Below are 14,498 nucleotides of genomic sequence, written 5' to 3' on the forward strand. Positions count from 1 at the left end.
GTCAACTTATAGTAAAAAGGAATCAGTTTGATTCCTTTTTTTGTTGTTCCTGTTTTTGCAGCCATTCTTCATGCTTTCGTTTAAAAAAATCATACTTATAATCATGATTTCTCTGGGCAGCATCAATAGAGTGAGAGGTGTGTATATCCAAATCTTTTTTAGACAACTGGGCGAGCTGTTCATAGTAATGGTGAAGCTGATCCAGCTCTACCTCTGTAAGATCTTCGATGTCCACTATTCTATTGCTCGCTTTTTCATGCGCAGCAAGGAGTTCATTTAATTTGATCTGTATGGCTTTGGAATCTTTATTCTGCGCTTTCTGAATAAGGAATACCATCAGAAAAGTGATGATTGTAGTACCGGTATTAATGACCAGCTGCCAGGTTTCCGAGTAATCAAAGAATGGTCCGGAAAATGCCCATAGAACGACAATAAGGAAAGCCCCGACAAAGGCATATGCACTGCCTGTAAATTTCACAGCCCAGTTTGAAAATTTTTCAAAAAACTGATTCTTCTTATGTCCCATACTATTTATTTTTCTTCTAATAAATGTATAAAATTAACATGAATCTGATGAAACAAAAATAAGAAATGAGGTATATAAAAACAGAAAAGAGAAGTTAAAAAACTCCTCTTTAATTTTTCCAGCTGATCTATGTATTGTTCATCTTGCTGTACCTGTGCCACCATATCAGGAATCCCGTCACCGGCAGAGAGCATCCGATGAGGGATACAATACAATAAATAATGATGCTTGGTAATCCCATGATTTCCCCCGTATGCAGAGGTTTTGCCAAAGCAGTAAACTGCTTGTTCAGGGGTTTGTCTGAAAATAATTCTTTGGTTTTGAAAACTCCTGTTTTATCAAAAGTTACTTCATCGGGAAACATCATCCCCAAAGCGTTCTGAGTATTGGTTTTAATAACAACATATCTCGGATTGTCTTTATTGGGAAGTTCTACGCTGGTAACAGCTTTATAAGGCAAATGCTGGTCAGCAAGATGTAAAATCATATCAATGGATGCTGAAGCAGAATTCTTAAGGTTTTTCTTTTCATCCTGCTTTTGAAGCATATCTTCCAAAAGTCCTCCGAAAGGATCATCTGCATTATCTTTCTCTTGAGCAATATTATCTATCGATGTTCCTCCAAGCCCTACAATAAGACCATTCTTCACCCATGGATAGGTAACATATAATCCGGTGACAGCCATAAAGAAAAGCATCAGAAAGGTATAAAAACCAAGGGTATTGTGCAGGTCATAATTGACCCGTTGAAACTTTGCTTTCCACATTACCGTTAAGCCCTGTTTCAAAAACTTCAGCTTTTTGGGCAACCATAATATCAACCCTGAGATCAACAGGATACAAAAGATCAGTACCGATGCTCCTACAATCTGTCTTCCCACATTACCCAACATAAGGTTTCTGTGGAGATCGAGCACAAGTTCAAAGAAACGACCGGAACCAACATCAGCCTGGCCCAGCAACTCTCCTGTGTATTGATTATAATAAGCACTTTTGTCCAGTTGATTTTCACGGTAGCCGATGACGTAACTTCTTCCTTTGTCTGCAGGAATCAGTAAAGACGTTAATTGTTTGTTCTCTCTTAACAATTCGGCCTGAATCAAGTCAGCATTTTTAGTTTTTTCAGCCGTTGCACTGATATACACTTTATCCCTGTTGCTAAAATCGATAACCTGATTTTTAAAGGCATACAGACAACCGGTAAGGCACATCACAAAAACAATAATACTTGATAAAAGACCCAGCCACAGGTGAATCAGCCACATCAGATACTTAGTGACAGATTCATTTTTCCTTTTTTTCCTGTAAAGACTTTTAAGTAATAATTTCATAGGGGGCTTAATAGCAAAAACATTAAGACGCGTTACCGTCTTAATGTTTTCCAAAATTAAAATTGATATGAATAAATTAAAAAAGTTAATATGATTCTGAGTGAAGCCGGTCAAAAAAACGTTTATTTTACAAAACATCTCTTTTTCCTGCATTCAAAACTTAAAACATATTATTTTCTTCCTTTAAACTGAACATCTTTTACAATCTCCTCGAATTTTGTATAGTGTTCAGGGGTTAATGCTTTTTGAATAGCCGCTTTTCTTTGTGCATCGAATTTGTCCCAGTATTCTTTTGCCAGGTCATTGTTTCCGTGGTACACATCATGAGCATCATTAAAAGCTTTTTCAAATGCATCATTGGCAGCGTTTACTACTTTGAATTCGTCCTCTGAAAGTTGGGCTTCCGTTTTGATTCTTTCCAATAAGGCATTATCGTATCTGGGTCTCTTTCTGGAATTTTCATCAACGAACTTATTGAATTGTTCCATCTGAGGACCATCCAAAACCTTAGCCATTTCTATTGACTGCTGGGCTCTCAACTCTTCATTTTTAATTCCCAGAGCCACACGGTCCATATTTCCTCCCTGTGCTTTCGCAGCCTGGAAGTTTTGTTCCTGAAGGTCCTGGTATTTTTTGGTGATTTCGTCAAAACTCTTCGTCTGATCGGGAGTAAGCTGTACTTCGGTTTTGAACTGATTATAGTCGATTCCTTTTTTCTTATCTCCTGAGCATGACATAGCAACTGCTCCAAGAGCTACAGCTATACATAATGTTTTTACACTTTTCATATGAATGATTTTGTTGATTAGAATTTATAGTTAACCTGTACCGCAAAGTTTCTAGGCTGAATCTGGTCGATGTATCCACCTCTGAAATAAGAACTATATCCTACTCTATCAAAAATGTTGTTGAAGAATACTCTCAGCCCCATTCCGTTTTTCAGGGTATATCCTACCTGAGCATCTACCGTAGTATATTCCGGCATATCGAAAGGTTTATCTCCTGGTTGTACACTATTAACGTGGCCTGCTGTATATGTTTTTTGGCTCCATTCATCTACCGGACGGCTTCCCACATAATAAATTCCGGCACCTACATCTAATCCTTCTAATATGGTTGTATTAAATTTATAATTCAACCATGCATTTGCTGTATGTTTCGGGGCATTCATTGGTCTAGAACCATTCATATATGACGGACTGTTCTGATATTGAGCGTCAAGATAAGCCCACCCAGACATAATCTGAAGATTAGGCAAGATTCTACCAATCAATTCAACTTCTACCCCTTTTCTTCTAAGGTCACCAGCCATTACGTAAAGATCACCTCTGCTATCAGACACCGGATTGTAATTACTATCAAGAACTCTGTTTGATAAATTATTAGTATTAATATCAAACCAAGTAAAATTAAATCTTAAACGTTCATTGAACCAGTCTGATTTAAATCCTGCTTCCCATTGTTTTGTAGTAGAAGGCCCCATTAACCCTCCAATCTGAAGAACGTTATTAGCTGTTCTTAAAGAAGTAGTAGTGGTATAAGATCCGAATACATTAATATTTTCAACTGGTGAAAGTATTAATCCAAAAGAAGGGTTCCACGCATCTTTATCATTATTGGTTGTACCATTCAATCTACTATATCTTAAGCCTAAATGAGCTTTTACATATTTTCCGAAAGACATCACATCCTGAGCCATAACTCCAATGGTAGGACTCAAGTTAGGTTTTGATCTCTGTAATTTTTCAAATGCCAGATCAAACGGAAGTTCATTTGGAATAACTCCGTTAACCACATCAAACTGATCGATCACAACTGATGGAATAGGTTTATTATTTACTTTTCTTGGAGACGAAAGTAAATTACCTGGCGCAACAGAGTTTTTATAAACATCGTATCCTGTAGTAGAAGTTTCTGTTTCTCTCCAATCAAATCCTACCTGGAAGGTATGTTTGATAAAACCGGTTTTAATATCTTCTCCAATGAAATCAAATTGCAATACTTTATTAAGATCTTCTGATGCTGATCTGCTTATTGTACGTTGTCTTAAATTATAGTTGATCGTTTTAGGGTCTTTACCTATTGTAGAAATAGATGAACCTAAATTATCTGAATTGCTAACTGAGTTTATAAAAGCTCCTCTAACCTTTAGTTTATTGGTAAGCTGACGCACTACAGTTGTAGCAAAATTATAGGTTTCCGTTTTCATGTAATCAGAAGAATATCCTAAAAACTTTCCTTTTGGCATATGGTATAGTGCCTCTGTAGTTCCTGGCGCGAGGTTAACTGTCCCTCTATCCGGAGTTCTTTTATCATGAAGATAGTCCATCTCCACATTGATTAACGTTTTATCATCCGGACGGAAAGCCACTGAAGGATTGACATATATTCTTTCTCCTGAAACATGGCTTCTAAAAGAATTGTTGTTCTGATAAGCACCATTGAATCTTACGGCCACTTTACCCTGAGAATCCAACACTCTTTGGAAGTCTACGGTAGGTCTGTAAAAATCCCAGCTCCCATAACGGAACCCTACGTTAGTCTGATCAATGAACTGGGGTCTTTTTGTCACCACGTTGATAACTCCACCGGCAGATCCTAAACCATTTCCGATTCCCTGACTAACTGCAGCAGAACCTTTGATGACCTGGATACTTTCAACTCCCTGCATATCTGTCATCATTCCTGCAGTACGGAAGTCCGAATCCATCTGAACTCCGTTTTTCAATACGGGAACACCACGGTATCCCCTGATAGACATACTTTCGTTACCACCTCCATAACTTGAGAATAACGTTACTCCCGGTACGTTTTTAGCAACATCTGTAACGGTAAGCGCACCCAATTCTTCGATTGCTTTGTGAGAGATTACAGAAATACTCTGAATCTGATCTCTGGTTTTTAATGGCAATCTGGTAATTGCATCTAAACCTTGCGGCTGTTTTTTTCTTTCACCAAATAATTCTACTTCTTCAATGTCTTTTGACTTCTTAATAGAATCATTCACTTTCTGTGCGTTTACAAAAACCCCACCCAATACAAGCAGAGAAAAGGATACTACTTTATTCATCTGATAATTTTTTGCAAATTTATTGTTTTTATTCATTCTAAATAAACAATGTAAAGTGACATATGTCACCCACAAAAGACTAATCAATATCAGATCATAAAGTGTTATTTAGAAACATTCAAAATAACACAATATATTAATCAGATGGATAGTTATACCACTTAAAACCTGCTTTATGGTTACGGATCATTAAATTGAAAAAAAAGTAAAGTTTTATAACTTTAACCTTCTATTTTAAATATTCTGAGACTTTTTATAGCAAAAAAAATCCGTTCCTAAAATAGGAACGGATTCTATAATCATTGCAAAGTATGCAATTATCACACTTTAATTTCAACGTCTACTCCTGAAGGAAGTTCTAATTTCATTAGAGCATCAACAGTTTTAGAAGAAGAAGAGTAGATATCCATTAGTCTCTTGTGAGCTGATAACTGGAACTGCTCTCTAGCCTTCTTGTTTACGTGCGGAGATCTCAACACTGTGAAGATTCTCTTATTTGTTGGCAATGGAATTGGACCGTTTACAACAGCACCAGTAGCCTTTACCGTTTTTACGATTTTCTCAGCAGACTTGTCTACCAAGTTGTAATCGTAAGATTTTAGTTTTATTCTGATTCTTTGTGACATTTCTTTAATTTAAAAATTAACCTTTTGCTTTAGCTATGATTTCTTCAGCAACGTTTTGTGGAGTAGCCTGGTACTTCTCTAATTCCATAGAAGAAGTAGCTCTTCCTGATGAAAGTGTTCTTAGAGTTGTTACGTATCCAAACATTTCAGAAAGTGGAACAGAACCTTTGATTACAACAGCACCGTTCTTTTCTTCCTGACCACTGATAGTACCTCTTCTTTTGTTAAGGTCACCAATGATGTTACCCATGTATTCTTCCGGAGTTACAACTTCCAGTTTCATGATAGGCTCCATAATTACTGGCTTAGCAGCACGTCCCGCTTCTTTAAATCCTAACTTAGCAGCCATTTCGAAAGAAAGAGCGTCAGAATCCACCGCGTGGAAAGATCCATCTTTAAGAGTAACTTTAATACCTTCAACTTCGAAACCAGCCAATGGACCGTTCTTCATTGCAGCTTTAAATCCTTTCTCAATTGCAGGAACAAATTCTCTAGGAACGTTACCACCTTTGATCTCATTGATGAATTCTAAACCAACTTTACCTTCGTCTGCAGGTCCTAGTTCAAATACAATGTCAGCAAATTTACCCTTACCACCAGATTGTTTTTTGTAAACTTCTCTGTGTTGAGCAACTTTTGTTAAGTTTTCTTTGTACTCTACCTGAGGTTGTCCTTGGTTTACTTCAACCTTGAATTCTCTCTTCATACGGTCTACAATGATATCTAAGTGAAGCTCACCCATACCAGAGATGATCGTTTGTCCAGAAGCCTCGTCAGTTCTAACAGTAAACGTTGGATCTTCTTCAGCCAATTTAGCTAGAGCGTTACCCATTTTATCCTGGTCAGCTTTAGTTTTAGGCTCAACAGCGATACCAATTACCGGATCAGGGAAAACCATCGATTCAAGAACGATTGGGTTTTTCTCGTCACACATTGTATCACCAGTTTTGATAGACTTGAATCCTACAGCAGCACCAATATCACCAGCTTCAATATATTCTACCGGGTTTTGCTTGTTAGCGTGCATCTGATAGATTCTAGAGATTCTTTCTTTATCTCCTGAACGAGTGTTCAAGATATAAGAACCAGCATCCAGTCTTCCAGAGTATGCTCTGAAGAATGCTAATCTTCCCACGAACGGGTCAGTAGCAATCTTAAATGCCAGAGCAGAGAAAGGCTCATCTACAGATGGCTTTCTTGTAATTTCAGCGTCTGTTCTTGGGTCAGTACCTTTAATATCATCTTTATCCAATGGAGAAGGCAGGTATTTACATACTGCATCCAACATAAACTGTACTCCTTTGTTCTTGAACGAAGAACCACAAGTCATTGGGATAATAGATAAATCGATAGTAGCAGCTCTCAATGCAGCATTGATTTCTTCTTCTGTAATTGAATCCGGATCTTCGAAGAATTTCTCCATCAAAGTTTCATCATACTCAGAAACAGCTTCTACTAATTTCTCTCTGTATTCAAGAACTTCATCTTTCATGTCTTCAGGAATTGGAACTACCTCGAAAGTAGCACCTTGTCCAGCTTCATCCCAGATGATCGCTCTGTTTTTAATTAAGTCAACAACACCTTTGAAATCTTCTTCAGCACCGATTGGTAAAACGATTGGAACTGCGTTAGATCCTAACATTTCTTTAACCTGGTTTACCACGTTAAGGAAGTCAGCACCTTGTCTGTCCATTTTGTTTACGAATCCCATTCTCGCAACTTTGTAGTTGTCAGCAAGTCTCCAGTTTGTTTCAGACTGAGGCTCTACTCCATCTACTGCAGAGAATAAGAATACCAATCCATCCAATACTCTTAAAGATCTGTTTACTTCTACGGTGAAGTCAACGTGTCCCGGTGTATCGATGATGTTGAAGTGGTAAGGTTTAGTATCAGCAACAGGTTTTCCTTGATCTGTTGGAAAGTTCCAAGAACAAGTAGTCGCTGCAGAAGTAATAGTAATACCTCTTTCTGCTTCCTGCTCCATCCAGTCCATCGTAGAAGCACCGTCGTGAACCTCTCCAATTTTGTGGTTTACACCTGTATAGAATAAAATCCTTTCTGTAGTGGTAGTTTTACCCGCATCAATGTGAGCAGCAATACCAATATTTCTTGTAAATTTAAGATCTCTACCCATTTCAGATTAGAATTTAAAGTGTGAAAACGCTTTGTTAGCTTCCGCCATTTTGTGAGTATCAGTTTTCTTTTTGAAAGCTGCACCTTCTTCTCTTGAAGCAGCTACAACTTCATTAGCTAATTTTAAAGCCATAGACTTATCATTTCTCTTTTTAGAGTAGCTAATTAACCATTTCATTGCCATAGAAATTTTTCTGTCAGCTCTGATTGGCATAGGAATCTGGAAGTTAGCTCCACCTACTCTTCTAGAACGTACTTCTACGTGAGGCATAACGTTTGTTAATGCATCTTTCCAGATTTCAAGGGCTGTTTTCTCAGTTTCTCCTTTTTTAGTTTCTACGATATCTAATGCATCATAGAAAATTTTGAATGCGATAGACTTCTTACCGTCTAGCATTAAGTTGTTTACGAATCTCGTTACCAATTGATCATTAAACTTCGGATCTGGTAACAACGGTCTTTTTTTCGCTTTTGTCTTTCTCATTGCTTTTGTACCTTATTTAATGATTATTTTTTCTTTCCTTTTGCAGGAGCTGCAGCAGCTTGTCCTGGTTTAGGTCTCTTAGCTCCGTACTTAGATCTTCTCTGTGTTCTTCCATTTACACCAGCTGTGTCTAATGCACCTCTTACGATGTGGTAACGTACTCCCGGTAGGTCTTTCACCCTTCCGCCTCTAACCAATACTATCGAGTGCTCTTGAAGATTATGTCCTTCGCCCGGGATATAGGCGTTAACTTCTTTACCGTTAGAAAGTCTTACCCTTGCTACTTTTCTAAGTGCAGAGTTAGGTTTCTTAGGTGTAGTCGTATATACTCTCGTACATACACCACGTCTTTGTGGACAAGAATCAAGGGCAGCCGATTTGCTCTTCTTGGCAAGCGTGGCTCTTCCTTTTCTTACTAATTGTTGAATAGTAGGCATTTAATTGCTTTTTATTTTAGGCTGCAAAAATAGTAATATTTTTTTAATTGACAAGCAGTTATGTATTTTTATTTCTCCTGAAAATCTTTACATTGATTTTCCTATCTGGCTGAAACCTGCATCCTATTTATATTATTGAATCTTTTTTAAATCAGAAGATTAGACAAAAAAATTATTTAAAAGCATCTTTAATTACTTTTCCTTTTGCATACTGCATCGGAAGTCTTAAAAGTTCTGCTATAGTACTTGCAATATCAATTTGTTCGTAGTTTCCTGTACTGATGGTTGCATTCTTTTTAAAATCAGGTCCCATCGCAAAGAACTCAATATGTCTGCATCCTGCACAATCGTCTCCATGTTCAGCAAAACCTCCGTTGGCGTCAATATGTCTGCCATGGTCATTAGAAACGATAAGTGTAGTTTTATCTTTATAGGCAGGCTGTGACTGGATGTAATCCCAGATTTCTTTAATGGATGCATCTGTAGTTTTAATCGCTTTGATATATTCATTCCAGTTATTAGCGTGGCCATAAGAATCCACATCTTTAAGATTGATTACGATAACATTCGGGCTGTATTTCGTCATCACCTCTTTGGTTTTCGTCATCGTAATAAGGTCATCACGATATCCTGTTCCGTTTCCGTTCACTCCGCAATCTACACTTGGCTGGAATTTACCTTTCCAATCTGCCAGTTTACAGTCGTTCAAAACTTCCAGCTTATCTTTAGAAGCAATAACCCATGCTTTTGTTTTATCTGCCCCGGTGAATTTAAGCCACTGCTGCATTACAGACGGAAAACCTGGTAATTCCGTCCCATTATTTTTAATATTTTCATAGACTCCTGAGCACATGGCACTATGCCCGGGGTTTGTATTTGTAGTTCCGTTATTTTTAAAATTACTGATAAATACACCCTGGCTGAGAAGGCTGACTCTGTTTGGAATATTTTCTTTATTGGGAGCTTCCCAGGTTTCAGAAATGCGGGGCCCGTCAACAACAAGGAGGACTACGTTTTTTGTTTGGTATTTATCCGCAGTTTTTGTTTGTGCATCCGTATCATTATTGCATGACAACATAGAGATTGATACCATTAAATACAACAAGATCTTTTTCATAGCTTACCCATTTATTTGTGGTTTTCGAATGCAAAGCTAGAAAATCAGACCCCGACGTATATTAACATATTATTATGTAATTCTTAAAAATTCACAATGAGGGGGATGATACGATTTCAATTCCTTGTTATCTCCAAAGTCTTGAATCTGTAAAATTCCTGTAATATCCTGTAGAATAATATAATAGGCAACTAAATTACAAAGTCTGATAAATTCAAACTATTTTAAAAAACTTTCTTATAGTTATCATCTATTAACAATCAGGGAAGTTCGGCACGATATTTCGTAAATTTGGGATATAAAACTAATAAGCATATTGCATTGATGTCCGCAAAACCTCACAGCCAACGATCAGAAAAGCCTGAGGACGGCACGCGAATCATGACCTTTAAAAATAAATATATACATATGAAAAATGCTAGTATTATTGGCTTAAAAGAAGCCGATTGCAAGAAGATCTCAGAAAAATTAAATGTCCTGTTGGCCAACTATTCGGTATTCTACCAGAATACAAGGGGATCCCACTGGAATATTAAAGGAGACCAGTTCTTTACCCTTCACCCGAAATTTGAAGAACTTTACAACAGCCTGGTTTTAAAAATTGATGAAATTGCAGAAAGAATCCTGACTTTAGGGGCTACTCCGGCACATAACTATTCAGATTACCTGAAAGTGGCTACTATTAAAGAAAGTAAAGAAGTAAGTGACGGTACAAAAAGCGTTGAACAAATCTTAAGTTCATTCAAAGTAGTGCTTGATCTTCAGAGAGAGCTTTTAGATATTACTGATGCCGCAGGAGATGAGGGTACTAACTCTCAGATGAGCGATTATATTACCGAACAGGAGAAAGAAGTCTGGATGTATAATTCTTACCTGGGAAAATAGATTGAGAAACACGATCAAAATATTTCAAAAAAATCGCCTTACATTTAGGCGATTTTATTTTTATTTTTTATATTTGCGTTAAAATTACACATATTATGAACGATGTACGACTCAACTCTATTCTAGATAATGATTTCTATAAAATAACCATGCAAAATGCAGTGGTAAAATTATTTCCAGGTTCTATTGTAAAATATGAATTTATCAACAGAGGAAAGCATCATTTCCCGGCAGGATTTGATGCAGCTTTAAAGGAAGCGGTCAACAAAATGGCAGAACTTAAGCTTACCAAAGATGAGAAAAAGTTTATGGCCAGAACCTGCCCTTATATTGATCTTCCTTATCTTGATTTTTTAGAAGGTTATCACTATGATCCTTCTGAAGTAAAGATCCATCAGGAGGGAGGAGATCTTTCTGTGGTGGTAGAAGGACTGTGGTACAGAACAATTCTTTGGGAAGTTCCCTTGCTGGCACTGATCAGTGAGCTGCATTATGAGATGAACCATATGGAAAGAGATTCCAATGAGGTTGTGATGAGCAAAACAGTGGAAAAAGCAGATGCACTCGCTAAACTTGGGGTGACCTTTGCAGAATTCGGGACCCGAAGAAGACATTCTTATAAAGTACAAAACCTGGTGATGGAAGCTTTAACAAAAAATAAAAATTCCACTTTTATCGGAAGCTCAAATGTTCATTTTGCGATGAAGTATGGTGTAAAACCAATAGGAACACATGCTCACGAATGGTTCATGTTTCATGCAGCGGAATATGGTTTCAAAATGGCCAATGAGCTGGCTCTGGAACATTGGGTAGATGTATACAGAGGTGACCTTGGAGTAGCTCTTTCAGATACATATACTACAGATGTTTTCTTCCAGCAGTTTGATAAAAAATTTGCTAAATTGTTTGACGGCGTACGCCATGATAGTGGCGATCCTTTAGAATTTGCAGATAAAACCATTGCCCATTATCAGAATAACGGCATCAATCCTATGTTTAAATATATTATTTTTTCTGACGCCCTCAATCTTGAAAAAGTAGAGGAAATCACCAACTACTGCAGGGGAAAAATCGGAATATCTTTCGGAATAGGAACCAACCTTACAAACGACGTAGGTCTGAAGCCAATGAATATTGTGATGAAACTTATCGGTGTACAAGCTCCTAATAAAGAATGGATCCCAACGGTAAAACTTTCCGATGAACATGGGAAATATACGGGTGATCCTAAAATGATCGAACTTGCTAAAGAATTTTTAAGAATAAAAAATTAAAAGGTAGGTTTCCGTTGTCAGATTTCAGATATTTATATAGTCATAAAACCCGATATCATGAAAGCAAAATTATACCTCATCTTGAGTATGATGATGACTGTTTTATCGTTTAGCCAAGAGAAGAAAAAAGAAAAGCCTGCATTCAATCAGGAATTGGCAATATCCCTTGGTGCTGATAAATACGGAATGAAAGCATATACCATTGCCATGCTTACCACAGGCAACATACAGATTGATGATAAAGCAAGGAGATCAGAACTGATGAAAGGACACATGGCCAATATCAGAAAACTCGCTGATGAAGATAAGATTATTGTGGCAGGACCTTTTCTTGAAAAGAATAAAGAAAATTACCGCGGTATGTTTATTTTCAATACCCCGTCTGAAGAAGAAGCTGAAAAATGGGTGAAAACAGATCCGGCTGTAGAGGCAGGCATTTTCAATTACAAAATCTTTTCCTGGTATGGATCAGCAGCTTTACCTTTATATCTTAAGCATCATGAAGAAATTTCAACAGAAAGCCCATAAACAAACCGCTAGCCCTACCTGATCGATTCCGCAAAAGCAGAGTAATAACAAAAAAATAAAATCAATCTAAACTTCACAATAAAAGAATATTTTTTCTAAATAATAGGTAAACAAACCTTAATTTTCATATTTATTTTGCTGTTTTACAGAATATTATTATATTCGGTCAAATAAAACTTTTACCCTATGAAGAAAATACTATTCTTGAGTTCAATGGTACTTGCCTCGATGAGCAGTGCCCAAATTTTAGTTAATGAGAGTTTTGAAAACGGAACCTATCCGGGTTTTGTCATCACCGGTGGTTACAGCGATACCAGTGGTGGTACAGCGGGTACGTATCTAGGAAGTACCTGTGATGGAAACATACAGATAGGTGCTGAATCCTATGGATCAAGCGTAGCCAACAGAACAATCAACCTTGTGTATACAAAACCTGCAGGGGTGACCGCTAACGGAAAAAAAATTGATATTTCTTTCCAGTTCACTACAACTCCTTATTCAACAGGAGATAGCATCGGAGGAGTTATCAATGTAGAATATTCTACAGATAACGGGACTACCTATGTACCGGTTGGAAGCCCGATTACATTGTCCAGCACCGCTCAGACCTGTGTACCCTTTACAGGTACCATTCCTGAAAGTGCCAATATCAATGGTAACTTCAAGCTGAGAATCCAGACTGTAGGAAGTTCAGGAACCACGTTTGATTTTTATAGCTTTATTGATAAGGTCGTTATCAAACAGGAAGTGACAGCACCTCCGGCATGTACAACAATAAGCGCTCCTGTTACAGGTGCTACCGGGACTTCAGTACGTCAACAAATTACATGGGCTGCCACCGCAGGATCTGAAGGCTACAAAGTGAAAATAGGAACAACACCGGGAGGTTCAAATATTTATACCGGAACGACTATCAATACCTTCCATACTCCGGCATCAACCGAGACATTCCCGCAAAACACGACTCTTTATGCAACTGTTACTCCAACGAATTCTTTAGGTGATGCCACAGGTTGTACTGAAATCTCATTCACAACCGGTGCCAATCCGTTTGCTCCATATTGCAGTCCGCTTTTGGCAAGATCAAGCGTATTCCCTATTTCTAATGTGGTATTGAGTGATATGACCAATGCATCAAGCACCACAACCAATACCGGAAGTGGTCATGAAAATTTCATTTCCAAAATAGCAACTGTTGCAAGAGGATCTTCTTATCCGCTAACTCTTACCGCTACAGGAGCCGGTGCCAACCGATTCGGATTTACAGTATTTATAGATTGGAACCAGAATGGAAGCTTCAGTGATCCGGGAGAGTCTTATTTCGTGACTTCTGATTTTGCTGGAGGTACAGGTAATACTGTAACGGTTAATAAAACCATTGCCGTACCTGCGACAGCAGCTTTAGGAAATACAAGAATGAGAGTTAAGTATCAGTTCAACAGCTCTTCAACGTCAGTAAGAACAGAATTATCTGATCCTTGTTCGGACGTAAACGAGGGACAAGTTGAAGACTATACTATAAAAGTAGATGCGGTATTGGGAACTTCTGAAACCATGGCCAATAAAAAGGGTGATATCTCAGTTTACCCTAATCCGTTTAAGGATACGTTAACCATTTCAGATATTAAGGATGTAAAAACGATTATCGTAAGTGATGTATCCGGAAGACAGTTGAAAACAATTGCGGCAACTCATCAGCTTAACCTTTCTGACCTGAATGCAGGATTATACCTGATCAGTCTTCAGATGAAAGACGGAAGTTCTAAAACAATCAAAGCCGTGAAAAAATAATTAATATTAACATCATTATATATAAAAGGCAGCAGTATGACACTGTTGCCTTTTTAATTTTCATACTGCCGTCATTTCAATACGGTTTGTGATGTAAAAAATCTCCGGGTTGAAGGTTTTTACCAGTCGCTACAAATTGGATGTGGCTTTATGATGCGGAAACAACAATAAGGATCGCAGGATGCATAACCTGGTTTGCAAACTCCGTCTATGGGTGGTTCACATGCTTTTTCAAATCCGCCCAGAACGGCTTTCAATTCTTTTCTGTTTAAACTTCTTACATTTTTCATAGGTATT

13 protein-coding genes are annotated in these 14,498 nt (G+C 37.6%); 4 read left to right on the top strand and 9 right to left on the bottom strand.

Going from position 1 to position 14,498, the window contains the following annotated elements; genetic code table 11:
* Positions 1 to 22: 22 nt before the first annotated feature.
* The 9 genes from M030_RS0100430 to M030_RS0100475 form a co-directional block, all read right to left on the bottom strand.
* A complete protein-coding gene (locus tag M030_RS0100430) occupies positions 23 to 526 on the bottom strand; it encodes a low affinity iron permease family protein (protein ID WP_027371732.1) in 504 nt (167 codons plus the stop codon).
* A gap of 127 nt (positions 527 to 653) precedes the next feature.
* A complete protein-coding gene (locus M030_RS0100435) occupies positions 654 to 1,856 on the bottom strand; it encodes a PepSY-associated TM helix domain-containing protein (RefSeq protein ID WP_034721944.1) in 1,203 nt (400 codons plus the stop codon).
* Positions 1,857 to 2,026: 170 nt separating this feature from the next.
* Positions 2,027 to 2,644, bottom strand: coding sequence for a hypothetical protein (locus tag M030_RS0100440; protein ID WP_027371734.1), 618 nt, complete (start codon positions 2,642 to 2,644; stop codon positions 2,027 to 2,029).
* 17 nt (positions 2,645 to 2,661) lie between these two features.
* Entirely contained in the window at positions 2,662 to 4,926 is a 2,265-nt protein-coding gene (locus M030_RS0100445; protein WP_027371735.1) for a TonB-dependent siderophore receptor, read from the bottom strand.
* Positions 4,927 to 5,246: 320 nt separating this feature from the next.
* Complete coding sequence (gene rpsJ / locus M030_RS0100450) at positions 5,247 to 5,552, bottom strand: 30S ribosomal protein S10 (protein WP_002661363.1); 306 nt, start codon at positions 5,550 to 5,552, stop codon at positions 5,247 to 5,249.
* Positions 5,553 to 5,568: 16 nt separating this feature from the next.
* Complete coding sequence (gene fusA, locus M030_RS0100455; protein ID WP_027371736.1) at positions 5,569 to 7,686, bottom strand: elongation factor G; 2,118 nt, start codon at positions 7,684 to 7,686, stop codon at positions 5,569 to 5,571.
* A gap of 6 nt (positions 7,687 to 7,692) precedes the next feature.
* Entirely contained in the window at positions 7,693 to 8,169 is a 477-nt protein-coding gene (gene rpsG, locus M030_RS0100460) for a 30S ribosomal protein S7 (RefSeq protein WP_027371737.1), read from the bottom strand.
* 23 nt (positions 8,170 to 8,192) lie between these two features.
* Complete coding sequence (rpsL, locus tag M030_RS0100465) at positions 8,193 to 8,606, bottom strand: 30S ribosomal protein S12 (RefSeq protein WP_002983146.1); 414 nt, start codon at positions 8,604 to 8,606, stop codon at positions 8,193 to 8,195.
* Positions 8,607 to 8,778: 172 nt separating this feature from the next.
* Entirely contained in the window at positions 8,779 to 9,723 is a 945-nt protein-coding gene (locus tag M030_RS0100475) for an alkaline phosphatase family protein (RefSeq protein WP_027371738.1), read from the bottom strand.
* 408 nt (positions 9,724 to 10,131) lie between these two features.
* Between M030_RS0100475 and M030_RS0100480 the strand changes: the two genes are divergently transcribed.
* From M030_RS0100480 to M030_RS0100495, 4 genes are all read left to right on the top strand, one after another.
* The gene (locus M030_RS0100480) at positions 10,132 to 10,608 is read left to right on the top strand and encodes a Dps family protein (RefSeq protein ID WP_027371739.1); all 477 of its coding nucleotides are present in this window, start codon (positions 10,132 to 10,134) and stop codon (positions 10,606 to 10,608) included.
* A gap of 95 nt (positions 10,609 to 10,703) precedes the next feature.
* Positions 10,704 to 11,882, top strand: coding sequence for a nicotinate phosphoribosyltransferase (pncB, locus tag M030_RS0100485; protein ID WP_027371740.1), 1,179 nt, complete (start codon positions 10,704 to 10,706; stop codon positions 11,880 to 11,882).
* Between the two features lie 57 nt (positions 11,883 to 11,939).
* Positions 11,940 to 12,410 carry a YciI family protein gene (locus M030_RS0100490; RefSeq protein ID WP_027371741.1) on the top strand — a complete coding sequence of 157 codons (471 nt, stop codon included), beginning with the start codon at positions 11,940 to 11,942 and terminating at the stop codon, positions 12,408 to 12,410.
* A gap of 186 nt (positions 12,411 to 12,596) precedes the next feature.
* The gene (locus M030_RS0100495; RefSeq protein ID WP_081806276.1) at positions 12,597 to 14,201 is read left to right on the top strand and encodes a GEVED domain-containing protein; all 1,605 of its coding nucleotides are present in this window, start codon (positions 12,597 to 12,599) and stop codon (positions 14,199 to 14,201) included.
* Positions 14,202 to 14,498 lie beyond the last annotated feature (297 nt).

Origin of the sequence: Chryseobacterium sp. UNC8MFCol (genome assembly GCF_000482305.1) — a bacterium.
In the GTDB taxonomy this organism is placed as follows: domain Bacteria; phylum Bacteroidota; class Bacteroidia; order Flavobacteriales; family Weeksellaceae; genus Chryseobacterium; species Chryseobacterium indologenes.

Bases quoted from the DNA above. Each gene is read 5' to 3' on its own strand.
- M030_RS0100430 (WP_027371732.1), bottom strand. From the start codon at position 526: ATGGGACATAAGAAGAATCAGTTTTTTGAAAAATTTTCAAACTGGGCT.
- M030_RS0100435 (WP_034721944.1), bottom strand. From the start codon at position 1,856: ATGAAATTATTACTTAAAAGTCTTTACAGGAAAAAAAGGAAAAATGAA.
- M030_RS0100440 (WP_027371734.1), bottom strand. From the start codon at position 2,644: ATGAAAAGTGTAAAAACATTATGTATAGCTGTAGCTCTTGGAGCAGTT.
- M030_RS0100445 (WP_027371735.1), bottom strand. From the start codon at position 4,926: ATGAATAAAGTAGTATCCTTTTCTCTGCTTGTATTGGGTGGGGTTTTT.
- rpsJ (WP_002661363.1), bottom strand. From the start codon at position 5,552: ATGTCACAAAGAATCAGAATAAAACTAAAATCTTACGATTACAACTTG.
- fusA (WP_027371736.1), bottom strand. From the start codon at position 7,686: ATGGGTAGAGATCTTAAATTTACAAGAAATATTGGTATTGCTGCTCAC.
- rpsG (WP_027371737.1), bottom strand. From the start codon at position 8,169: ATGAGAAAGACAAAAGCGAAAAAAAGACCGTTGTTACCAGATCCGAAG.
- rpsL (WP_002983146.1), bottom strand. From the start codon at position 8,606: ATGCCTACTATTCAACAATTAGTAAGAAAAGGAAGAGCCACGCTTGCC.
- M030_RS0100475 (WP_027371738.1), bottom strand. From the start codon at position 9,723: ATGAAAAAGATCTTGTTGTATTTAATGGTATCAATCTCTATGTTGTCA.
- M030_RS0100480 (WP_027371739.1), top strand. From the start codon at position 10,132: ATGAAAAATGCTAGTATTATTGGCTTAAAAGAAGCCGATTGCAAGAAG.
- pncB (WP_027371740.1), top strand. From the start codon at position 10,704: ATGAACGATGTACGACTCAACTCTATTCTAGATAATGATTTCTATAAA.
- M030_RS0100490 (WP_027371741.1), top strand. From the start codon at position 11,940: ATGAAAGCAAAATTATACCTCATCTTGAGTATGATGATGACTGTTTTA.
- M030_RS0100495 (WP_081806276.1), top strand. From the start codon at position 12,597: ATGAAGAAAATACTATTCTTGAGTTCAATGGTACTTGCCTCGATGAGC.